The following is a 22,282-nucleotide window of genomic DNA, read 5'->3' on the forward strand; positions in this document are numbered from 1 at the left end:
CTGAGGTGCGTATAATTCTGCCAGACATCGGAGCCCGAAGACGCATGCCGCACACTAAAGATGATTTACCCGACGCGCTGTACAGCGCCGCGCAAGTGCGAGCGCTCGATGCGAGCCTGATCGCGGCCGGCACATCGGGCTTCGAATTGATGCAGCGGGCGGCGCGCGCGACCTGGCGGGCGCTGGTCCGTCATTGGCCGACGGCGAACGAGTTGAGCGTGGTGACCGGTCATGGCAACAACGCCGGTGATGGCTATTTAGTAGCTGTTTTGGCCAGGCGTGCAGGCTGGCACGTGCGCGTCCTGGCAGTCGGTGATCCTCAGCGTTTGCAAGGCGATGCAGGCTTGGCCCACGCCGAGGCCGTGGCTGAAGGCATTGCCGTCCAAGCCTGGAGCGCGCAGTCCGAGTTGCGCGGTGTCGTGGTCGACGCCTTGCTCGGCACCGGGTTGACGGGAGAAGTGCGAGAACCCTATGCCAGCGTTATCGCTGCGATCAATGCCAGTGGTTTGCCAGTGGCGGCAGTGGATCTCCCGTCGGGTCTTGGCGCCGATACTGGACGCATGCTCGGCGCGAGTGTCCGGGCGGACCTGACCGTGACCTTCATCGGCTTGAAGCTGGGGCTGTTCACTGGCGACGCGGCGGATGTGGTCGGCGAGTTGGTGTTCAATGATCTGCAAGCCTCTCCTGAGTCATTTAATGGCGTCGACATCAGTGCGCGTCGCCTGACGGCTGGCAATTTGCCGCGTCTGGCCAGCCGCGCGCCCACTGCCCACAAAGGCAAGTTCGGTCACGTGCTGTTGATCGGCGGCGATCGAGGTTTTGGCGGCGCGATCCTGCTGAGTGCGCAAGCTGCGCTGCGCAGTGGCGCGGGCATGGTGTCGGTATCGACGCGCAGTGAACACGTGCCCGCCGCACTGGCGAGAATTCCCGAAGCCATGGTGTTGGGCACTTCGTCGGCCAATCAACTGATGGGATTGCTTGAAAAAGTCTCCGTTCTGGTGGTCGGTCCAGGCCTGGGACAGGCCTCCTGGGGGCGCAGTCTGTTGTCGGCGGCCGCCAACGCACCGCTTGCGCAAGTCTGGGACGCCGATGCCTTGAATCTATTGGCCGAAGAACAGGCGAGCTTGCCCAAGGGTTGTGTGATCACGCCCCATCCGGGCGAAGCGGCGCGGTTACTGGGCCTGTCGACTGCCGAAGTCCAGGCCGATCGTCCTGCCGCCGCTCATGCATTGAGCAAAAAATATACAGCGGTTGTGGTCCTCAAAGGCGCCGGCAGCCTGATCGCCAGTCCCGATGGGCGTCTGGCGGTATGCGCTCAGGGGCATCCGGCGATGGCTACCGCCGGATTGGGCGATGTGCTGGCTGGATTGTTGGGCGCCTTGTTGGCCCAAGGCATGAACGCCTTTGACGCCGCTTGCCTCGCGGTCTGGCTGCACGCCAATGCCGGTGCGCAACAAGGTAAATCGGGCCGTGGGCTGGCGGCCAGTGATCTGATTCCAGCCATTCGTCAGTTGTTGGAGGAGCAAGCACCGTGTCTGAAGTAACCCTGTACCTGGCCGATGAACAGGCCATGACCGACTTTGGCGCGCGTATCGCCCGCACCACCAAGGGCCATGGCCTGATCTTTCTTGAAGGCGACCTCGGTGCGGGGAAAACCACGCTGTCCCGAGGCATCATCCGGGGCTTGGGGCATGTGGGCGCGGTAAAAAGTCCGACCTTCACCCTGGTCGAACCTTACGAGATCGGCGACATCCGGGCCTTCCATTTCGACCTGTATCGGTTGGTCGATCCGGAAGAGCTGGAGTACCTCGGCATCCGTGATTACTTCGACGACGATGCGCTGTGCCTGATCGAATGGCCCCGCAAGGGTGCAGGCTTTTTGCCAAAGCCCGACCTGACCATTACCATTAGCCCGCAAGACAGCGGGCGTTCGCTGAAAATTTTGTCCCAGGGCTCGCGTGGCGAGTCGTGGTGTGCCGCTTTGGCATTGGAATCCAATTAAATGATGGGGTCAGGTATGCGCTTTCGCGCGATGGTAGCTGCCGTAGGGTTGTTGTTTTTGGCGGTGACCGTCGACGCTGTGGCCGAGACGAAGGTCAACAGCGTTCGCCTGTGGCGTGCTCCCGATAACACACGATTGGTGTTCGACCTGACGGGGCCTGTCCAGCACAGTGTCTTTACCCTGACCGCGCCGGACCGCCTGGTGATCGACATCAATGGTGCGAGTCTTGGGGCGCCATTGAACGTCAATAGCTCGAACACCCCGATCACCGCAATGCGCTCGGCCCAACGCACGCCGACCGACCTGCGGGTGGTCATCGACCTGAAAAAGGCCGTCACGCCGAAAAGCTTTACCCTGGCGCCAAACGCCCAGTACGGTAACCGACTGGTGGTCGATCTGTTCGATAACCCTGCCGACGCCGCGCCGATTCCGGCGCCGACCAACGTCGCGAAAGTGGCCCCGGTGCCGGTCACCCCGATCGATCCGCCGGTCAAATTGCCGCCAGCCCCGGCCGGCAAGCGTGACATCGTCGTGGTCATCGATGCCGGTCACGGTGGCGAAGACCCGGGCGCTTCAGGGTCTCGCGGTCAGCGCGAGAAAGACGTGGTGTTGGCCATCGCTCGCGAACTGCAGCGCCAGGTCAACGGCATGAAAGGCTTCCGTGCCGAACTGACCCGTACCGGCGACTACTTCATTCCCTTGCGCGGCCGCACCGAGATCGCCCGCAAGAAGGGCGCCGACCTGTTCGTCTCGATCCACGCCGATGCCGCACCTTCGGCTGCAGCCTTCGGAGCATCGGTGTTCGCCCTGTCCGATCGCGGCGCCACCTCCGAGACGGCGCGCTGGCTGGCCGACAGTGAAAACCGTTCCGACCTGATCGGCGGTGCCGGCAACGTCAGCCTCGACGACAAGGACCGCATGTTGGCGGGCGTACTGCTCGACCTGTCGATGACCGCCTCCCTGACCTCCAGCCTGAACGTCGGCCAGAAGGTCCTGAGCAACATCGGCCGGGTCACCCCACTGCACAAACAACGGGTGGAGCAGGCCGGGTTCATGGTGCTGAAGTCGCCGGACATCCCGTCGATCCTGGTGGAAACCGGGTTTATCTCCAACGCCAACGAAGCCTCCAAGCTTGCCGCCGCGAACCACCAGCAGGCGTTGGCGCGTTCGATCAGCAGCGGCGTGCGCCAGTTCTTCCAGCAGAATCCACCGCCGGGCACCTACATTGCTTGGCTGCGCGATTCCGGCAAGATCGCCCAAGGCCCGCGAGACCATCGCGTGAATCCCGGTGAAACCCTGGCGATGATCGCCGTGCGCTACCAGGTGTCGCCGGCCACCCTGCGCAGCGTTAACAACCTGGCAAGCGATGAGCTAAAGATCGGTCAGCATCTGACGATTCCCGGCACTGAACTGGCAGCCAAAGAATGAATCAGGCACTGACCAGCACCGCTCGGATCGAGCTGCTCAGCCCCCGGCTGGCGAACCAGATCGCCGCCGGCGAGGTGGTCGAGCGCCCGGCTTCGGTGATCAAGGAGTTGCTGGAAAACAGTCTCGACTCCGGCGCCAGGCGCATCGATGTCGATGTGGAGCAGGGTGGTGTCAAATTGCTGCGGGTGCGCGACGATGGCAGCGGCATTTCCGCCGATGACTTGCCGCTGGCCCTGGCCCGGCATGCCACGAGCAAGATCCGCAACCTGGAAGACCTCGAGCAGGTCATGAGTCTCGGGTTTCGTGGCGAGGCCCTGGCGTCGATCAGTTCCGTGGCACGGCTGACGCTGACGTCCCGTACCAAAGAGGCCGATCAGGCCTGGCAAGTCGAAACCGAAGGCCGGGACATGGCGCCGCGGGTACAGCCGGCCGCTCATCCGGTCGGTACCTCGGTCGAAGTGCGCGACCTGTTCTTCAATACCCCGGCACGCCGCAAGTTTCTCAAGACTGAAAAAACCGAGTTCGATCACCTGCAAGAAGTGATCAAGCGCCTGGCATTGGCGCGTTTCGACGTGGCCTTCCATCTGCGCCATAACGGCAAGACCATCCTCAGCCTGCATGAGGCCCACGATGATGCGGCCCGTGCCCGGCGTGTAGCGGCCATCTGTGGCTCGGGTTTCCTGGAGCAGGCGCTGCCGATAGAAATCGAGCGCAATGGCCTGCATCTGTGGGGCTGGGTCGGCTTGCCGACGTTCAATCGCAGCCAGGCGGACTTGCAGTATTTCTTTGTGAATGGCCGTGCGGTGCGCGACAAACTGGTGGCTCATGCGGTCCGTCAGGCGTATCGCGATGTGCTGTTCAATGGCCGTCACCCGACCTTCGTGCTGTTTTTCGAAGTCGATCCGGCGGGCGTCGACGTCAACGTGCACCCGACCAAGCACGAAGTGCGCTTCCGTGACGGGCGCATGGTCCACGACTTTCTCTACGGCACCTTGCACCGCGCCCTGGGCGATGTGCGTCCGGAAGATCAACTGGCGGCGCCTGTGGCGACAGCCATCGTTCGACCGACCGGGATCGATGCCGGCGAGTTCGGTCCCCAGGGTGAAATGCGTCTGGCGGCCAATGCGTTGCTGGAGCAGCCCCAGGCTCAGCCGGCCTTCAATGCAGCGGCAGGCTCGGGTGCCGGCGCCGGTTATCAATACACGCCACGGCCGCAGTCCGGCGTTCCCGCCGCAGAAGCCCAGGCGGCCTACCGCGAGTTCTTCGCGCCGTTGCCCGAGGCCAACGCGGTCGCGCTACCGGCCGGGCAGGACGATATTCCGCCACTGGGTTACGCGTTGGCGCAGCTCAAGGGCATCTATATTCTGTCAGAGAACGCCCAGGGGCTGGTGTTGGTGGACATGCATGCCGCCCATGAGCGGATCATGTATGAACGCCTGAAAATCGCCATGGCCAGCGAAGGCCTCAGTGGCCAGCCGCTGTTGGTGCCCGAGTCCCTGGCGGTCAGCCAGCGTGAAGCCGATTGCGCCGAAGAGCATGTCGCCTGGTTTCAGCGCCTGGGCTTCGAGTTGCAGCGTCTGGGCCCGGAATCCCTGGCCATCCGGCAGATTCCGGCCTTGCTCAAGCAGGCTGAAGCCAATCGACTGGTCAGCGACGTATTGGCGGACCTGATGGAGTACGGCACCAGCGACCGGATCCAGGCGCACCTGAACGAGCTGCTCGGGACCATGGCCTGCCACGGCGCGATTCGAGCGAATCGGCGTCTGGCCCTGCCGGAAATGAACGGTCTGCTGCGCGACATGGAAAACACCGAGCGCAGCGGTCAATGCAACCATGGCCGACCGACCTGGACCCAATTGGGACTGGACGATCTGGACAAACTGTTCTTGCGCGGTCGCTGATGAGCCAGCTCCCTCCTGCAATTTTCCTGATGGGGCCGACCGCCGCCGGCAAGACCGACCTGGCCATCGAACTCACCAAAGTCTTGCCCTGCGAGTTGATCAGCGTTGATTCGGCGCTGGTCTACCGTGGCATGGACATCGGCACCGCCAAGCCTTCCAAAGAGATTCTGGCCGAATTTCCCCATCGCCTGATCGATATTCTCGACCCGGCAGAGAGCTATTCGGCCGCGGATTTCCGACGTGATGCCCTCGACGCCATGGCCGACATAACTGCACGCGGAAAAATTCCGCTGCTGGTAGGCGGCACAATGCTCTACTACAAAGCGTTGGTCGAAGGCCTGGCGGACATGCCAGCCGCCGATCCCGACGTCCGCGCACAGATTGAAGAAGAAGCTGCACGCCTTGGCTGGCAAGCCCTGCACGATCAATTGGCAGTGATTGATCCACAATCTGCTGCGCGCATTCATCCGAACGATCCCCAGCGACTCAGTCGAGCACTGGAGGTTTATCGTGTCAGCGGTCAAAGCATGACTGAACTGCGCTTGCGACAATCTGCGCAAAGTACTGAAGCAGCCGCTTCGGGACAGCAACAATTGCCCTATACTGTCGCGAACTTGGCGATTGCTCCGGCAAATCGCCAGGTACTGCATGAGCGAATTAAACAAAGATTTACTTTAATGTTGGAACAGGGATTCATTGACGAGGTCGTAGCCCTGCGTAAGCGAAGTGACCTGCATGCCGGGTTGCCGTCTATACGTGCAGTTGGCTACCGACAAGTCTGGGACTACCTGGATGGCAAGCTGACGCAAGCCGAGATGCAGGAGCGTGGAATCATTGCCACGCGCCAGCTGGCGAAGCGCCAGTTCACCTGGTTGCGCAGTTGGGCTGAATTACACTGGCTGGACAGCCTGGATTGCGACAATCTGCCGCGCGCCTTGAAATACCTGGGGACCATCTCCATATTGAGCTGAGTCCTTGCAATTGCCGTCTATCCTTGGGGGTGTGACGGCCACAAGCCATTTGTTTACCTATTTTTTTATATTGAATCCTTAAAGGAGTGCGGCACATGTCAAAAGGGCATTCGCTACAAGACCCTTACTTGAATACTTTACGTAAAGAGAAAGTGGGGGTCTCCATCTACCTGGTCAACGGGATCAAGCTGCAAGGCACGATCGAGTCTTTCGACCAGTTCGTTATCCTGCTGAAAAACACCGTCAGCCAGATGGTTTACAAACACGCTATCTCTACAGTGGTGCCGGTTCGTCCAATTCGTCTGCCTAGTGCCGCCGAAAGTGAACAGGGCGACGCTGAGCCTGCACCGGGTAACGCCTGATAGGAGTCTCCTTTGTTCTTTGAGCGCCACGGTGGTGGTGAACGGGCCATTCTCGTTCACTTGGATGGCCAGGACCCTGAGGCGCGCGAAGATCCGCAGGAGTTTCAGGAATTGGCAATGTCGGCTGGCGCCGAGACCGTCGCGTTTTTCAACGTGCCGCGTCATCGGCCAACCGCCAAATACCTGATTGGCAGCGGCAAGGTCGAGGAATTGCGCGACCTGGTCAACGCCGAGCAGGTAGATCTGGTGATTTTCAATCACATCCTCACGCCCAGTCAGGAACGTAACCTCGAACGTGTTTTCGAGTGTCGCGTGATCGACCGCACGGGTCTGATTCTGGATATTTTCGCCCAGCGCGCCCGCACCCATGAAGGCAAGCTCCAGGTCGAACTGGCCCAGCTTGAGCACATGAGTACGCGGCTGGTTCGTGGCTGGACTCACCTTGAGCGGCAAAAGGGTGGTATCGGTCTGCGCGGCCCGGGTGAAACCCAGCTGGAAACCGACCGGCGCCTGTTGCGGGTTCGCCTGCGTCAGATCAAGGGGCGCCTGGAAAAGGTTCGCAGCCAGCGCGAGCAATCCCGTCGCGGGCGCAAACGGGCTGACATTCCGACGGTTTCACTGGTGGGTTATACCAACGCCGGCAAATCGACGCTGTTCAACTCGGTGACCGATTCCGATGTCTTCGCCGCCGACCAGCTCTTCGCCACCCTCGACCCGACCCTGCGCCGACTTGAACTCGACGACCTCGGGCCGATCGTGCTGGCCGATACCGTGGGCTTCATTCGTCATCTGCCGCACAAACTGGTCGAGGCATTTCGGGCTACGCTCGAAGAGTCGAGCAACTCCGACCTGCTGCTGCACGTGATCGATGCCCATGAACCCGAGCGCATGGCCCAGATTGAACAGGTCATGGTGGTGCTCGGGGAGATCGGTGCACAAGACTTGCCGATCCTCGAGGTATACAACAAACTCGATTTGCTCGAAGGTGTGGAGCCGCAGATCCAGCGCGATGCCGATGGCAAGCCGCAGCGGGTCTGGTTGTCGGCCAAGGACGGTACAGGTCTGGATTTGCTCAAGCAGGCTGTGGCCGAACTGCTCGGCGACGATTTGTTTGTTGGCACCTTGCGCTTGCCGCAACGTTTTGCTCGACTGCGTGCGCAGTTTTTCGAAGTCGGTGCGGTACAGAAAGAAGAACACGACGAAGAAGGCATCTGCCTGCTGGCCGTTCGTTTGCCACGAATCGAGTTGAATCGACTGGTGAGCCGCGAAGGATTGCAGCCGATGGATTTCATCGAGCAACACACTTTGCAATAAAAGCCTGAAAAAGCGGTTGTGCCGCGGTCACAGGCATTCTGTAGCATTGGTCGGCGCGCCGTGGGTGCGTCTTTGCTTTATCAGATGGAGAGCGCTATGGCTTGGAATGAGCCGGGTGGCAACTCGAATAATCAGGATCCTTGGGGTGGCAAGCGCCGCAATAACGGCGACCGCAAGGGACCACCGGATCTCGACGAGGCCTTCCGAAAGCTGCAGGAAAGCCTGAACGGGTTGTTCGGTGGTGGTAAGAAACGCGGTGATGACGGCGGTGGTCCGGGCAGGAGTAGCGGCTTCGGCGGCATTCTCGGCATCGGCCTGGTCGTGTTGGCGGCCGTGTGGCTGTACAGCGCGGTCTACGTAGTCGACGAGCAGGAGCAAGCTGTGGTGCTGCGCTTCGGCAAGTACTACGAGACCGTCGGCCCGGGCCTGAACATCTATTTCCCGCCGATCGATCAAAAGTACCTGGAAAACGTCACGCGTGAGCGTGCCTATACCAAGCAGGGTCAAATGCTGACTGAAGACGAAAACATCGTCGAAGTGCCGCTGACCGTGCAGTACAGAATCAGCAACCTGCAGGACTTCGTGCTGAGCGTCGATCAGCCGGAAATCAGCCTGCAGCACGCGACCGAAAGCGCCTTGCGCCATGTGGTGGGTTCCACCGCGATGGATCAGGTGCTGACCGAAGGTCGTGAATTGATGGCCAGCGAAATCAAGGAGCGCCTGCAACGCTTCATGGATACCTATCGCACCGGTATCACCGTCACTCAGGTCAACGTACAGAACGCAGCGGCACCGCGTGAAGTGCAGGAAGCCTTTGATGACGTGATTCGTGCCCGTGAAGACGAGCAGCGTTCGCGCAACCAGGCTGAAACCTACGCCAACGGTGTCGTGCCGGAAGCCCGTGGTCAGGCCCAGCGCATCCTTGAAGATGCCAATGGTTACCGCGACGAAACCGTCTCGCGCGCCAAGGGTGAGGCCGATCGCTTCACCAAGCTGGTGAGCGAATATCGCAAGGCACCTGAAGTCACCCGCGAGCGTCTGTACCTGGATACCATGCAGGAAGTCTTCAGCAACACCAGCAAGGTTCTTGTAACCGGCAACAAGAATGGCCAGAGCAATCTGCTCTATTTGCCGCTGGACAAGATGGTCGAAAGTGGTCGCAGCACCAGCACTCAGGTGACCGGCGCGGCAGCCACCAGCAATGAAGCGAATGCTCGTGCGGCAGCTGATCTGCAGCAACAGCAGACACGTACCAGGGAGAGTCGCTGATGAGCAATAAATCGCTGATCGCCCTAATTGTCGTGGTCGTCGTGGCGATCGCCGCCTGGAACTGCTTCTACATCGTGACTCAGACCGAGCGCGCGGTGTTGCTGCAGTTCGGACGCGTGGTCCAGGCTGATGTACAGCCAGGCTTGCACGTGAAAGTGCCCTACGTGAACAAGGTGCGTAAATTCGATGCGCGCCTGATGACACTGGATGCACCGACACAGCGCTTCCTGACGCTGGAAAAGAAAGCCGTCATGGTCGACGCCTACGCCAAGTGGCGCGTGAAAGATGCCGAGCGCTTCTACACCGCCACTTCCGGCCTCAAGCAGATTGCCGACGAGCGTCTTTCCCGTCGTCTGGAATCGGGCCTGCGTGACCAGTTCGGTAAGCGCACGTTGCACGAAGTGGTGTCCGGTGAGCGCGATGCGCTGATGACCGATATCACCGCTTCGCTGAACGCGATGGCGGAAAAAGAGTTGGGCATCGAAGTGGTCGATGTTCGGGTCAAGGCCATCGATCTGCCGAAAGAAGTGAACCGCAGTGTGTTCGAGCGCATGAGCTCCGAGCGTGAGCGTGAAGCTCGCGAACACCGCGCCAAGGGTAACGAGCTGGCAGAAGGCATTCGTGCCGATGCCGATCGTCAACGCCGCGTGCTGCTGGCTGAAGCCTATCGTGAATCTGAAGAGGTTCGCGGTGACGGTGATGCCCAGGCGGCGGCAATCTACTCCAAGGCCTACGGCCAGGATCAGGAGTTCTACGGTTTCTACCGTAGTCTGCGCGCCTACCGTGAAAGCTTCGCGAACAAATCCGACGTCATGGTCCTGGACCCAAGCAGCGACTTCTTCCGTTACCTGGAAAAAGCCAAGCCTTGATACCTCGTTGACCTGAATCATCCCCCCGCCTGGCGGCTACAGCCTCGGGCGGGGTGATCCTTTGGGAAAACGAGTGTATGATGCGGCAGCCGGGAAATTCCCGGCTTTTTTGCGTCTGCACGTTTGATTGCTGAACGTGTGCAGTCGCCCGAGTTGAATGACTCGACAGGTTTTTCGAGGAAAGTGGTTGGCGAAGCCGATTCCAGGCTTTTCGCCCCGTTGTTCATGCGCGTGGTTTGCACATGAGCCGATCATTTTCTGCTTCACTCAAGGCTCGCCCAACGGCTGGCCGCCCGGACCATAGGGGAATGGCGTAATGGCAACGGTAGACCGCTGGCTGCTGCCAGATGGCATCGAAGAAGTACTGCCACCAGAAGCGGCGCGCATCGAAGTAGCGCGGCGCCAGGTGTTGGATCTGTTCCAGAGCTGGGGTTACGAGTTTGTCGTGACTCCCCATATCGAGTACCTCGAATCCCTGCTGACCGGCGCGGGCTCGGACCTCGATCTGCGTACCTTCAAGGTCATCGACCCGCAATCGGGCCGGCAGATGGGCTTCCGTGCCGACATCACGCCGCAAGTGGCGCGCATCGATGCGCACACCCTGCGCCGCGAAGGCCCGAGCCGTCTGTGCTATGCCGGGAGTGTGCTGCATGCTCAGCCGCGCGCATTGTCGTCTTCGCGCAGCCCGATTCAGCTGGGTGCCGAGTTGTATGGCGATGGCAGCCCGAGCAGCGACGTGGAAGTGATCAGCCTGATGCTGGCGATGCTGCAACTGGCCGACGTGCCGGATGTGCACATGGACCTCGGGCATGTCGGTATCTATCGTGGCCTGGCCCGCGCCGCCGGTTTGTCCGGTGAAGTCGAGCAACAGTTGTTCGATGCGCTGCAACGCAAGGCCATCGACGAGGTCATTACCTTGACCGAAGGCTTGCCTGCCGATCTGTCGGGCATGCTGCGGGCGCTGGTCGACCTGTGTGGCGGCCGTGAAGTATTGAGCGCTGCCCGTGAGCGTCTGGCGAATGCGCCGGCGCCGGTTCTGGCGGCGCTGGACGACTTGCTGGCAATTGCCGAGCGTCTGTCCATGCGTTTCCCGCAATTACCGCTCTACTTCGACCTGGGCGAGCTGCGCGGCTACCACTACCACACGGGTGTGGTGTTTGCGGTGTTTGTGCCGGGTGTTGGCCAGTCCATTGCCCAGGGCGGTCGTTACGACGACATCGGCGCCGATTTCGGTCGCGCCCGTCCGGCAACCGGTTTTTCTACCGATTTGAAAACCCTGGTGACCCTGGGGCGTGCTGATATCGAGTTACCGTCTGGCGGTATCTGGATGCCTGACAGTACGGATGCGGCACTCTGGCAGCAGGTTTGCCAGTTGCGCAGTGAGGGTCAGCGTGTCGTTCAGGCATTGCCTGGACAACCTTTGGCCGCCGCCCGTGAAGCGGACTGCGACCGGCAATTGATTCAGCAGAACGGGCTTTGGCAAGTATCGCCACTGGCTTCTTGAGTTTTCCCGCCGGCTGCCGCCGGCACCAAGTTTGCGCGAATGAGGACAAGTGTTATGGGTAAGAATGTCGTAGTCCTGGGCACCCAATGGGGTGATGAGGGCAAAGGCAAGATCGTTGATCTGCTGACCGAACATGCTGCCGCCGTAGTGCGCTACCAAGGTGGCCACAACGCGGGTCACACCCTGGTGATCGACGGCGAAAAAACCGTCTTGCACCTGATCCCGTCGGGCGTGCTGCGCGAAGGCGTGCAGTGCCTGATCGGCAACGGCGTGGTGGTTGCACCCGACGCCCTGCTGCGCGAGATCACCAAGCTGGAAGAGAAAGGCGTACCGGTGCGCGAACGCCTGCGTATCAGCCCGTCCTGCCCGCTGATCCTGTCCTTCCACGTTGCGCTGGACCAGGCGCGTGAAAAGGCCCGTGGCGAGCTGAAGATCGGTACGACCGGTCGCGGCATCGGCCCGGCGTACGAAGACAAGGTTGCGCGTCGTGGCCTGCGTGTTGGCGACCTGCTCAACATGCCGCGCTTTGAAGACAAGCTGCGTGAACTGGTGGATTACCACAACTTCATGCTGGTTGGTTACTACAAAGAGCCAGCCATCGACTTCGACAAGACCCTGGCCGAGTGCAAAGAATACGCTGAGCTGCTCAAGCCGCTGATGCTCGACGTGACTGCCGAACTGCACGACCTGCGTCGCGCTGGCAAAGACATCATGTTCGAAGGTGCCCAAGGCTCGTTGCTGGACATCGACCACGGCACCTACCCGTACGTGACCAGCTCTAACACCACTGCTGGCGGCGTTGCTACCGGTTCGGGTGTTGGTCCTATGTTCCTGGACTACATTCTGGGCATTACCAAGGCTTACACAACGCGTGTAGGTTCGGGTCCATTCCCGACTGAACTGTTCGACGAAGTCGGTGCACACTTGGCTAAACAAGGTCACGAGTTCGGCGCGACGACCGGCCGTGCCCGTCGTTGTGGCTGGTTCGACGCCGTTATCCTGCGTCGCGCTATCGATGTGAACAGCATCTCCGGCATCTGCCTGACCAAGCTGGACGTACTCGACGGTCTGGAAACCATCAACATTTGCGTCGGCTACAAAGATGCCGAAGGTAACGATGTTGCCCCGACTGACGCTGACAGCTACGTGGGCCTGCAGCCTGTGTACGAAGAAGTGCCGGGCTGGACCGAGTCGACCGTGGGCGCCAAAACCCTGGAAGAACTGCCAGCCAACGCACGTGCCTACATCAAACGCGTCGAAGCGCTGATCGGCGCGCCGATCGACATTATTTCGACGGGCCCGGACCGCAACGAAACCATCGTTCTGCGTCATCCGTTCGCTTAATAAACCGTTGATGTAAAACACAAAGGGTCCTTCATTGGGCCCTTTGTCGTTTGTGTCTGTCGGGCGGCATGACCTTTGCTGTGATCTTCATTAAATGCATCCTTTGCGGGGTGCCATCAATTTAATGGCGTCAAAGCAGAAGGATTTCCTGTGTCGGCCGTTCTCTCTCTGTTACAAAGCCGTTTATTGCGGCCCGTGTTCGTTACCTTGGGTATCGCTCTCCTGGTGCAAGTGCTGGTGGCTGTCGCGCTGACGCGGAGCACGGTGACTGCGCTGGAGGCCGATCTGGCCTTGCGCCTGGATGCCGACAGCCAGAAGCTCTCCAGCGAACTGGAACAGGCGGGGCGTGAAGTCACGTCGAGCCTCGATAGCCTGTCGACCAACACGCGTCAGCGCCTCACGGCTGGCTTGTCCTCGCGATTGAAGGACGAGCAGGCGCAGCTGCGGGCGACCCTGGAGAAGGATCTGAAGGACTCCGCCAATGATATGGCGCAGCTTCTGGCCTCGGTCGCACCTCGCGCCATGTGGGACAGCGACGTTCCAACCCTGTCCGAATTCGCCCGCCGGGCCCAGCGCAATCCCAACGTGCTGTTCGTGGTCTACGACGACGCCACGGGCCAGCACCTGACGCGCTACCTCAACAGGGAAAACCCGATCAACAAGGCCTTGCTGGAAAAAGGCCAGGGCGAGCGGGCGCTGGACAAGGTGCTGGATGCGGCGAAGAACGATCCATCGGTCTACTACCTCGAAGCGTCGATCAACCCCAATGGCGTGGAAATCGGCAAAGTCCTGATGGGTGTCTCGACGGCTTCGGTAGAGGCCGATGTGGCGGCCCTGGACAAGCGTTTCCTTGCGTTGATCGCCAGCAGCGATGAGCTGGTGGGCGACAGCCTGAAAGGCGCGGCGGCTGATAGCGCCACGGCAATGCGTGCGCGGCTGCAGTCGGCGCAGACCACCGCCTCCGAGATGAAAACCAACACCACTGACACGGTGCAGGAAGCGGCGACAACGTTGCGCTGGCGTATTGGCATGGGCCTGGCTGTCGTAGGCTTCGCTGTGCTGTTGCTGCTCGCGGTGGTGCTGGGGCGTCGAGTGGTCAATCGCTTGAAAATGCTCATCGCCGCCATGGATGACCTGGCGGCGGGTGAGGGCGACCTGACCAAGCGCGTGCAGATCAACAGCAAGGACGAAATCGGCGACATGGCCTCGGCGGTCAATCGCTTTGTGGATAAGTTGCAGCCGATCGTGCGTGAGGCGGGTGATGTGGCCCAGCGCACCGGTGTGGAAATTGGCGCCATGACCTTGCGCAACGCCGGCGCCGATGCGGCGGCCGGCCTGCAGCGTGATGAAGTGGCGGAGAGCTTGCGTGCGCTGTCCCAGATGGCGGATGACGCTCAATCTGAAAGCGATGCCATGCAGGCGGCCCTGCAGCAGGTAGTGGACATTCGCTCCGCCACCGATGAAAACACCCGCACCTCGGCCAAGGTCGGCAGCCTGATCGAGGCGTTGGCCGGGCAGGTCGATACCGGTGCGACGGTCATCGAGCGGCTGGCGCGGCAGAGTGAACAGATTGAAGTGGTGCTGACAGTGATTCACGGGATCGCCGAGCAGACTAACTTGCTGGCGCTGAACGCGGCCATCGAAGCGGCACGAGCCGGCGAGACCGGTCGCGGTTTTGCAGTGGTGGCTGACGAAGTGCGGGCGTTGGCGAGCAAGACCCAGAGCTCCACGGGCGACATCCAGGCGCATATCGTCGCGTTGCAAGAGGGCGCGCGTGAGGCGGTTGCTGCGATCGGTCAGGCCGGGCGCCAGGCCAGTGAAGGTTTGCTGGTGTTGCGTGACAGTGCGCGGCTGCAGCAATCGGTGCAGGCGTCGGTCGAGCAGGTGCATGCGGCGATAGGTCTGGCGACTCAGGCGGCGGCCCATCAGGCGCGGGGGGCGCAAGCGGTGCGTGGGCGGGTCCAGACCATCCATGTGCAGGCCGAGAAGGCGGCCCAGGCGGTGGTGGAGACCACGGCCAGCGGCAAGGTGCTGGATGGGTTGGCGGCGCAGTTGAAGGCGAGCCTGGGGCAGTTCAGGGCGTAAGATTTTCATTGTTCGCGCTGGCCTCTTCGCGAGCAAGCCCGCTCCCACATTTAATCGCGTTCCTTCTGGAAGAACTCGGTCAACTGTGGGAGCGGGCTTGCTCCGGGCGGCGCTCCGACGATGGCGGTCTCAGCGGCTCAGATACATCCGCGTCGTTAACAGATACACCGGCAACCCCGACACCACTATCAACAACGCCGCATAAGGCGCCGCCGCCGCAAATTCCACATTCGCGGTATGCGCCCAGACCTCCGTCGCCAAGGTGTTAAGCCCGGTCGGACTCAGCAGCAGCGTCGCCGTCAGCTCCTTCATCGCATCCAGAAACACCAGGGCAAACGCGGCGCCCAGCGCCGGGAAGATGATCGGCAGAGTCACCCGGCAAAACGCACTGAAGGACGACGCCCCCAGCGTGCGTGCGGCCTCTTCCAGTTGCGGCGCAGCCTTGTTCAGGGCCGTACGGATCGGCGCTTGAGCCAGCGGCAGAAACAGCAGCGCATAAGCGATCAGCAGCAACGTCGAAGTCTGGTACAGCACCGGCACATAGTGCAGCGCGAAATACACCAGTGTCAGGGCAATCACCAGCCCTGGCAGTGCGTGCAGCAGATACGGCAGGCGCTCGGCCCAGATCGCCAGTCGGCCCTTGTGACGCACCACCAGCAATCCCACTGGAACCGCCAGCACCAGGCACAGCGCTGCGCCACCGAGGGACAGTGCCAGGGACGAGAGCAATGCCTCGCTGATCGCGGCTACCGGGAACGCCGCCGACGAACCCACCGCCAACCAGTACGCCAGCATTCCCAGCGGGATGCCGCTGCCGATGATCGCCAGCGTCAAGCAGTAGAGCTGTCCGACAGTCGCCCAGGGGCCGAGGCGAACCTGTTCTGCCCGGCGTGCCGCGCCCTGGCCGGTGCGCACGTGTCGGCCTTTACCGCGCACTCGCAACTCCAGCCACAGCAGTACCAGGCACAGTCCCAGCAGCACCGCCGAAAGCATCGCCGCGTTGGCGTTGCTGAATTCCAGCTCGAACTGTTGGTAGATGGCGGTCGTGAAAGTCTGCAGGCCGATAATCGACAGCGCGCCGAACTCCACCAGCATGTGCAGCGCTATCAGGAGAGACCCGGCCAGCAGCGATGGCCAGAGCAGGGGCAGGGTGATTTTGAAGAAGACGCCCAGGCGATTCTGTCCCAGCGTGCGGGCGGACTCTTCCAGCGACGGGTCAAGATTGCGCAGCGTCGCCGCCACCGGCAGAAATATCAGCGGATACTTGGACAGGGTCATCACCAGAATGGCCCCGCCCAGGCCTTCGAAGTGAGCGCTCAGGGAAACCCAGGTAAAACTGCTGACGAACGCCGGCACCGCGAACGGCAAGCACAGGATGACACCCCACAAGCGTCGCCCAGGCAGATTGCTGCGTTCCAGCAGCCAGGCCAGTGACAGGCCGATCACACCGCAGGCCAGGGTGACGCCGATCATCAGTGCCAGGGTGTTGCGCAGCAGGCCGAACACATACGGTCGCCACAGCAGGTGCAGCGCTTCGGCCCAGCCCGCTTGCCAGGTCTTGAGCCCGACATAAGCCAGCGGCAGCAGGCTGAGCACCACCAGCAGCAGGACCGGCAGCAACAGCCAGATCGATGGCCGTTTGCGCCGTGGCACATAACCCCCGCGCGCGCGAGCGGTGGATAAAGTTGCGCTCATCAGTTCAAGCCAACGTCACGTTCCAGGTCCAGGGCTTCTTCGGCATTGCCGAGGTCGGCCGGAGTGACTTTCGGCGCTTGCAGTTCACTGAACGGCTTCAGGCCACGATCCGATTGCATGCCTTTGTGCAGCGGGTATTCGGCGGTGGTCTGGGTGATCACGCGTTGGCCCTCTTCACTGGCCATGTAGGCGAGCAATTGCTGGGCTTCTTTTGGATGCTGGCTGGATTTCAGCACGGCGGCGCTGGAAACGGTGATCAGCCCGCCGACGTCGCCGCCGGTGAAGTAATGCAGTTTAGAATCGAGCTGGCCTTTTTCACGCTGCAGGGCGAACCAGTAGTAATTGTTCACCAGCACAGTGGCGACTTCGCCATTTTCCACGGCCTTCAGGGCAACCATGTTATTGCTGTAAGTCTTGCCGAATGCACGCAGGCCGGTCAGCCATTCTTCGGCCGCGTCCATGCCGTGCACCTTGATGATCGCCACGGCCTGTTCCTGGAACGCGCCGCTGGTAGGCACGAAGCCGACCTTGCCTTGCCATTTCGGGTCGGAGAATTCCATCACCGACGTGGGCAGGTCTTTTTCGTCGATCAGTTTCGGGTTGTAAGCGACGACACGGACCCGCGCGGTGATGCCGATCCAGGTGCCATTACCGGCGACGTAGTCCTTTGGCAGAACGGCGAGGGTGGCGGCATCGGTCGGCGCCAGCAAGCCCTGTTCGCCGAGTTTGTTCAGCGGTGGCGATTCTTCGGTGTAGATCACGTCGGCGGGGGAGCGATCGCCTTCTTCGACGACCTGGCTGGCGAGTTGGTTGCTGCTGCCTTTACGTACATTGACGTGAATCCCGGACTTGGCTTCAAAGGCTTTGGCGATGGCGTCGCCGACTTCCTTGTGTTGCCCGTTATAGAGCGTCAGGGAAACTGGATCGGCGGCCTGGGTGAGGGGAGTGGCTAGTGCCAGGCCGAGCAGGGTAATGGTCAGGCCGCGGCGCAGGGTATTTCGAAACATCATTCGCAGGGTTCCTCACTGTCGCATTGCAAAATCTTGCAACAATGATAAACGATATTGTTTCTCAAGTGCGCTTGCGGGGACAACACTGCTTCTGTAGGAGCAAGCTTGCTCGCGATGGGCGTGAACGATAACGCTGTAAATCTGGCACCCCGCGGCGCTCGCAGGTTTTTCGCGAGCAAGCTCGCTCCTACAGGGGGAGGAGGTAATTTATGGAGGCCAGAAACGCAAAAACCCGCTTTCGCGGGTTTCTGTGAAATTCAAGACCGTGGCCTTGAATTTGAATTGGTGCCCAGAAGAAGACTCGAACTTCCACGACCTTGCGGTCACCAGCACCTGAAGCTGGCGTGTCTACCAATTTCACCATCTGGGCATAATCTTCAGCGTTGCCGCTGTTGATGTGGCGCACTATACGGAGAGCTTTTTGATCTGTAAACCCCTGATTTGATTTTGATAAATCAAAAAGCCCCAAATGCAAAAAACCCGCTTTCGCGGGTTTTTGTGCAAGCCTTGAAATTGATCTAATCTCAAGCTCGAAATTGGTGCCCAGAAGAAGACTCGAACTTCCACGACCTTGCGGTCACCAGCACCTGAAGCTGGCGTGTCTACCAATTTCACCATCTGGGCAGTATCGGCAACGCTAGTGCGTCGTCGATGGCGCGCACTATACGGAGCGTCGTTTTAACTGTAAACCCCTGGCATCAAAAAAACCTGGAATTTTTTACCAGTGGCACTGAAATCAGTTTTGCGGTGTCGATTAAGGGCTTTAGATGGGCTGTCATAGCCTGAAATTTCCCGTTTCATTACGCCTATGCCAAACTAACCCGCATATAGACAAGGTGAAAACTCTCTAATGGCCGATTGGCAGTCCCTCGATCCCGAGGCCGCTCGTGAAGCGGAAAAATATGAAAACCCTATTCCTAGCCGCGAACTGATCCTTCAGCACCTTGCTGATCGGGGTTCGCCTGCTAACCGCGAGCAGTTGGTCGAAGAGTTTGGTCTGACCACAGAAGACCAGATCGAAGCCCTGCGCCGCCGCCTGCGCGCCATGGAGCGCGACGCTCAACTTATCTATACCCGGCGCGGGACCTACGCGCCGGTGGACAAGCTCGACCTGATCCTGGGCCGCATCAGCGGTCACCGTGACGGTTTCGGCTTCCTGGTCCCGGACGACGGCAGTGACGACCTGTTCATGAGCCCGGCGCAAATGCGCCTGGTCTTCGACGGCGACCGTGCCCTGGCCCGTGTTTCCGGTCTGGATCGCCGCGGTCGCCGCGAAGGCATGATCGTCGAAGTGGTCTCCCGCGCTCACGAAACCATCGTTGGTCGCTACTTCGAAGAGGGCGGTATCGGTTTCGTGGTGGCGGACAATCCGAAGATCCAGCAGGAAGTGCTGGTGACGCCGGGCCGCAATGCCAGCGCCAAGATCGGTCAATTCGTCGAAGTGAAGATCACTCACTGGCCGACGCCGCGCTTCCAGCCGCAAGGCGACGTGGTGGAAGTCGTGGGTAACTACATGGCGCCGGGCATGGAGATCGATGTCGCGCTGCGCACTTACGACATTCCTCACGTCTGGCCTGAGGCCGTGCTGAAAGAAGCCGCCAAGCTCAAGCCGGAAGTCGAAGAGAAAGACAAAGAGAAACGCATCGACCTGCGTCACCTGCCGTTCGTCACCATCGACGGTGAAGACGCTCGCGACTTCGACGACGCGGTCTTCTGCGAAGCCAAACCGGGCAAGCTGCGCCTGTTCTCCGGTGGCTGGAAGTTGTACGTGGCGATTGCCGACGTTTCCAGCTACGTGAAAATCGGTTCGGCGCTGGATAACGAATCCCAGGTTCGCGGCAACTCGGTGTACTTCCCCGAGCGCGTGATTCCGATGCTGCCTGAGCAGCTGTCCAACGGCCTGTGTTCGCTGAACCCGCACGTCGATCGCCTGGCCATGGTTTGCGAGATGACCATCTCCAAATCCGGCGAGATGACCGATTACTGCTTCTACGAAGCGGTGATCCATTCCCATGCCCGCCTGACCTACAACAAGGTCAGCGCGATGCTGGAAACGCCGAAACTCACCGAGGCGCGTCAGCTGCGTGGCGAGTACAACGACGTCCTGCCGCACCTCAAGCAGCTTTACTCACTGTACAAAGTGCTGCTGGCCGCTCGTCACGTGCGTGGCGCGATCGATTTCGAAACCCAGGAAACCCGGATCATCTTCGGCACCGAGCGCAAGATTGCCGAGATCCGCCCGACCGTGCGCAACGACGCCCACAAGCTGATCGAGGAATGCATGCTGGCGGCCAACGTGGCCACCGCCGAATTCCTGAAAAAGCACGAAATTCCTGCGCTGTACCGGGTCCACGATGGCCCGCCACCGGAGCGCCTGGAAAAATTGCGCGCGTTCCTCGGCGAGCTCGGCCTGTCCCTGCATAAAGGCAAGGACGGCCCGTCGCCGAAGGATTACCAGGCGTTGCTGGCCAGCATCAAGGACCGTCCGGATTTCCACCTGATCCAGACCGTCATGCTGCGCTCGTTGAGCCAGGCGGTTTATAGCGCCGATAACCAGGGCCACTTCGGCCTGAATTACGAAGCCTATACCCACTTCACCTCGCCGATCCGCCGCTACCCGGACTTGCTCACGCACCGGGCGATCCGCAGCGTCATCCATTCGAAAATGAACACCCCGCACGTTCGCCGTGCTGGCGCGATGACCATTCCGAAGGCGCGCATCTATCCGTACGACGAAGCGATCCTGGAGCAGCTCGGCGAGCAGTGCTCGATGAGCGAGCGCCGTGCCGACGAAGCCACCCGTGACGTGGTGAACTGGCTCAAGTGCGAGTTCATGAAAGATCGCGTGGGCGAGTCGTTCCCGGGTGTGATCACCGCCGTGACCGGTTTCGGCCTGTTCGTCGAGCTGACCGATATCTACGTCGAAGGCCTGGTGCACGTCACCGCGCTGCCGGGCGATTACTATCACTTCGACCCTGTGCATCACCGCCTCGCCGGTGAGCGTACCGGCCGCAGCTTCCGTCTGGGCGATACCGTTGAAGTGCGCGTGATGCGCGTCGACCTCGACGAGCGCAAGATCGACTTCGAGATGGCTGAAAAAACCATCAGCGCGCCGATCGGTCGCAAAAAACGCGGAACTGAAAAAACCGAGCCGGCTACCAAATCGGCTGCTAAAACCGCAGCAGAGCCGGCACCGGCGAAAACCGGTCGTCGCCCTGCCAAGGAAAAGGCTGTCGAAGCCTATCGCCCAAGCGATGCCGCGGCGAAAAATGCCGAATTGCGCAAGAGTCGTGAACTGAAGCAGGCATTGCTGTCTGAAGCGAAGAGCGGCGGTAAAGCGGCGTCTGGGGGAAAGACCGGACGGTCGGCGCCTGACCAGGCTCCCGGCGGCAAGCCAGCCAAACCAAGCAAACACCGTAAAGGCCCGCCCAAGGCGGGTTCCGCTCCAGCTGCCAAAAGCGGCGGGGTACGTAAACCTAAGGCCAAGTCATGAGTCAGTTGGAAAAGATCTACGGCGTGCATGCGGTAGAAGCGTTGTTGCGTCACCACCCAAAACGGGTCAAGCAGATCTGGCTGGCTGAAGGCCGCAGCGATCCGCGGGTTCAGACGCTGATCGAGCTGGCTGCGGAAAATCGCGTTGCCGTGGGCAATGCCGAGCGTCGTGAGCTGGATGCATGGGTTGAAGGCGTGCATCAGGGCGTGGTGGCGGAAGTGAGTCCGAGCCAGGTCTGGGGCGAGGCGATGCTCGATGAGCTGCTCGACCGCACCGAAGGCGCACCGCTGTTGCTGGTGCTCGACGGCGTGACCGATCCGCACAACCTTGGCGCTTGCCTGCGCTCGGCCGATGCGGCCGGTGCGCTGGCGGTGATTGTGCCCAAGGACAAGTCGGCGACCCTGACCCCGACGGTACGCAAGGTGGCTTGCGGTGCGGCGGAAGTGATTCCGTTGGTCGCCGTGACCAACCTGGCGCGCACGCTGGAAAAACTCAAGCAGCGGGGCCTGTGGGTCGTCGGTACCGCGGGCGAGGCCGAGCAGAGTCTGTACCAGCAGGACATGACCGGCCCGACCATCCTGATCATGGGTGCGGAAGGCAGTGGCATGCGTCGCCTGACCCGTGATCTTTGCGACTACCTGGTACACCTGCCGATGGCTGGCAGCGTCAGCAGTCTCAACGTGTCAGTGGCGACTGGAGTGTGCCTGTTCGAGGCGAAGCGCCAGCGCAGCGTCAAGGCCGCCGGAACCGCCAAGAAGTCCTAAGCTGCATGCGATCCAAATGTGGGAGCGGGCTTGCTCGCGAAGAGGGAGTGTCAGTCGACATCAATGTTGACTGATTTACCGCATTCGCGAGCAAGCCCGCTCCCACAGTGGTTTGTGGTGAAGCGAAGATTGGTGGTGTGAACGAACTGTTCAAATAATCACCAATTGCCTTGCACCTCTCCCATCCCTTCTCTACAATTGCGCCCCTTGCTGTGACGGCAGGCACGCATGTGTCTATCGCGGGCAAGTCCATAAGTGTCATTCACTCCTT

The 22,282-nt window shown here is 60.8% G+C and carries 16 protein-coding genes and 2 tRNA genes; 14 read left to right on the forward strand and 4 right to left on the reverse strand.

Annotation, left to right across the window (positions count from 1 at the left end; genetic code table 11):
- Positions 1–44 precede the first annotated feature (44 nt).
- The 12 genes from ELQ88_RS04980 (at position 45) to ELQ88_RS05035 (ending at position 15,049) form a co-directional block, all read left to right on the forward strand.
- Positions 45–1,544 (forward strand): NAD(P)H-hydrate dehydratase, encoded by a 1,500-nt coding sequence (locus tag ELQ88_RS04980; protein ID WP_138963971.1) that lies wholly within the window; start codon positions 45–47, stop codon positions 1,542–1,544.
- A complete protein-coding gene (gene tsaE / locus ELQ88_RS04985) occupies positions 1,532–2,002 on the forward strand; it encodes a tRNA (adenosine(37)-N6)-threonylcarbamoyltransferase complex ATPase subunit type 1 TsaE (protein WP_128874291.1) in 471 nt (156 codons plus the stop codon). The genes ELQ88_RS04980 and tsaE overlap by 13 nt, the downstream gene beginning before the upstream one ends.
- Positions 2,003–3,430, forward strand: a complete 1,428-nt coding sequence (locus tag ELQ88_RS04990; RefSeq protein ID WP_138963973.1) for an N-acetylmuramoyl-L-alanine amidase — start codon at positions 2,003–2,005, stop codon at positions 3,428–3,430. It abuts the gene before it with no gap.
- Positions 3,431–3,438: 8 nt separating this feature from the next.
- Positions 3,439–5,331 (forward strand): DNA mismatch repair endonuclease MutL, encoded by a 1,893-nt coding sequence (gene mutL, locus ELQ88_RS04995; RefSeq protein WP_178084737.1) that lies wholly within the window; start codon positions 3,439–3,441, stop codon positions 5,329–5,331.
- On the forward strand, positions 5,331–6,302 hold the full coding sequence (gene miaA, locus ELQ88_RS05000) for a tRNA (adenosine(37)-N6)-dimethylallyltransferase MiaA (RefSeq protein WP_128874486.1): 972 nt from the start codon (positions 5,331–5,333) through the stop codon (positions 6,300–6,302). Before mutL ends, miaA begins: the two co-directional genes overlap by 1 nt.
- Before the next feature lie 95 nt (positions 6,303–6,397).
- The gene (hfq, locus tag ELQ88_RS05005) at positions 6,398–6,664 is read left to right on the forward strand and encodes an RNA chaperone Hfq (RefSeq protein ID WP_064675613.1); all 267 of its coding nucleotides are present in this window, start codon (positions 6,398–6,400) and stop codon (positions 6,662–6,664) included.
- A gap of 12 nt (positions 6,665–6,676) precedes the next feature.
- Positions 6,677–7,978: a ribosome rescue GTPase HflX gene (gene hflX / locus ELQ88_RS05010; protein WP_128874294.1), complete on the forward strand. Its 1,302-nt coding sequence runs from the start codon at positions 6,677–6,679 to the stop codon at positions 7,976–7,978.
- A gap of 96 nt (positions 7,979–8,074) precedes the next feature.
- Entirely contained in the window at positions 8,075–9,247 is a 1,173-nt protein-coding gene (hflK, locus tag ELQ88_RS05015; RefSeq protein ID WP_138963977.1) for an FtsH protease activity modulator HflK, read from the forward strand.
- Entirely contained in the window at positions 9,247–10,116 is an 870-nt protein-coding gene (hflC, locus tag ELQ88_RS05020; protein WP_138963979.1) for a protease modulator HflC, read from the forward strand. The genes hflK and hflC overlap by 1 nt, the downstream gene beginning before the upstream one ends.
- Before the next feature lie 316 nt (positions 10,117–10,432).
- Positions 10,433–11,620 carry an ATP phosphoribosyltransferase regulatory subunit gene (locus tag ELQ88_RS05025; RefSeq protein WP_128874297.1) on the forward strand — a complete coding sequence of 396 codons (1,188 nt, stop codon included), beginning with the start codon at positions 10,433–10,435 and terminating at the stop codon, positions 11,618–11,620.
- Positions 11,621–11,674: 54 nt separating this feature from the next.
- Positions 11,675–12,964, forward strand: a complete 1,290-nt coding sequence (locus ELQ88_RS05030) for an adenylosuccinate synthase (RefSeq protein WP_138963981.1) — start codon at positions 11,675–11,677, stop codon at positions 12,962–12,964.
- Positions 12,965–13,114: 150 nt separating this feature from the next.
- Positions 13,115–15,049: a methyl-accepting chemotaxis protein gene (locus tag ELQ88_RS05035; protein WP_128874299.1), complete on the forward strand. Its 1,935-nt coding sequence runs from the start codon at positions 13,115–13,117 to the stop codon at positions 15,047–15,049.
- Positions 15,050–15,178: 129 nt separating this feature from the next.
- On the opposite strand, the gene ELQ88_RS05040 is transcribed toward ELQ88_RS05035, so the two are convergent.
- The 4 genes from ELQ88_RS05040 to ELQ88_RS05055 form a co-directional block, all read right to left on the reverse strand.
- Positions 15,179–16,744 (reverse strand): iron ABC transporter permease, encoded by a 1,566-nt coding sequence (locus ELQ88_RS05040; RefSeq protein WP_128874300.1) that lies wholly within the window; start codon positions 16,742–16,744, stop codon positions 15,179–15,181.
- On the reverse strand, positions 16,744–17,754 hold the full coding sequence (locus tag ELQ88_RS05045; protein WP_138963983.1) for an extracellular solute-binding protein: 1,011 nt from the start codon (positions 17,752–17,754) through the stop codon (positions 16,744–16,746). The genes ELQ88_RS05040 and ELQ88_RS05045 overlap by 1 nt, the downstream gene beginning before the upstream one ends.
- A gap of 283 nt (positions 17,755–18,037) precedes the next feature.
- Positions 18,038–18,124: transfer RNA gene (locus ELQ88_RS05050), tRNA-Leu, on the reverse strand.
- A gap of 167 nt (positions 18,125–18,291) precedes the next feature.
- Positions 18,292–18,378, reverse strand: a tRNA-Leu gene (locus ELQ88_RS05055).
- 226 nt (positions 18,379–18,604) lie between these two features.
- Here ELQ88_RS05055 and rnr point away from each other — a divergent pair.
- Together rnr and rlmB are read left to right on the forward strand one after the other, a co-directional pair.
- Positions 18,605–21,247, forward strand: a complete 2,643-nt coding sequence (rnr, locus tag ELQ88_RS05060; protein ID WP_138963985.1) for a ribonuclease R — start codon at positions 18,605–18,607, stop codon at positions 21,245–21,247.
- Positions 21,244–22,011, forward strand: a complete 768-nt coding sequence (gene rlmB / locus ELQ88_RS05065; RefSeq protein WP_128874303.1) for a 23S rRNA (guanosine(2251)-2'-O)-methyltransferase RlmB — start codon at positions 21,244–21,246, stop codon at positions 22,009–22,011. The genes rnr and rlmB overlap by 4 nt, the downstream gene beginning before the upstream one ends.
- The last annotated feature ends 271 nt before the right edge of the window (positions 22,012–22,282 follow it).

The organism is Pseudomonas sp. MPC6, assembly GCF_006094435.1.
Taxonomy (GTDB): Bacteria; Pseudomonadota; Gammaproteobacteria; order Pseudomonadales; family Pseudomonadaceae; genus Aquipseudomonas.

Bases quoted from the DNA above. Each gene is read 5' to 3' on its own strand.
- ELQ88_RS04980 (WP_138963971.1), top strand. From the start codon at position 45: ATGCCGCACACTAAAGATGATTTACCCGACGCGCTGTACAGCGCCGCG.
- ELQ88_RS04990 (WP_138963973.1), top strand. From the start codon at position 2,003: ATGATGGGGTCAGGTATGCGCTTTCGCGCGATGGTAGCTGCCGTAGGG.
- miaA (WP_128874486.1), top strand. From the start codon at position 5,331: ATGAGCCAGCTCCCTCCTGCAATTTTCCTGATGGGGCCGACCGCCGCC.
- hfq (WP_064675613.1), top strand. From the start codon at position 6,398: ATGTCAAAAGGGCATTCGCTACAAGACCCTTACTTGAATACTTTACGT.
- hflK (WP_138963977.1), top strand. From the start codon at position 8,075: ATGGCTTGGAATGAGCCGGGTGGCAACTCGAATAATCAGGATCCTTGG.
- hflC (WP_138963979.1), top strand. From the start codon at position 9,247: ATGAGCAATAAATCGCTGATCGCCCTAATTGTCGTGGTCGTCGTGGCG.
- ELQ88_RS05025 (WP_128874297.1), top strand. From the start codon at position 10,433: ATGGCAACGGTAGACCGCTGGCTGCTGCCAGATGGCATCGAAGAAGTA.
- ELQ88_RS05030 (WP_138963981.1), top strand. From the start codon at position 11,675: ATGGGTAAGAATGTCGTAGTCCTGGGCACCCAATGGGGTGATGAGGGC.
- ELQ88_RS05040 (WP_128874300.1), bottom strand. From the start codon at position 16,744: ATGAGCGCAACTTTATCCACCGCTCGCGCGCGCGGGGGTTATGTGCCA.
- ELQ88_RS05045 (WP_138963983.1), bottom strand. From the start codon at position 17,754: ATGATGTTTCGAAATACCCTGCGCCGCGGCCTGACCATTACCCTGCTC.
- rnr (WP_138963985.1), top strand. From the start codon at position 18,605: ATGGCCGATTGGCAGTCCCTCGATCCCGAGGCCGCTCGTGAAGCGGAA.
- rlmB (WP_128874303.1), top strand. From the start codon at position 21,244: ATGAGTCAGTTGGAAAAGATCTACGGCGTGCATGCGGTAGAAGCGTTG.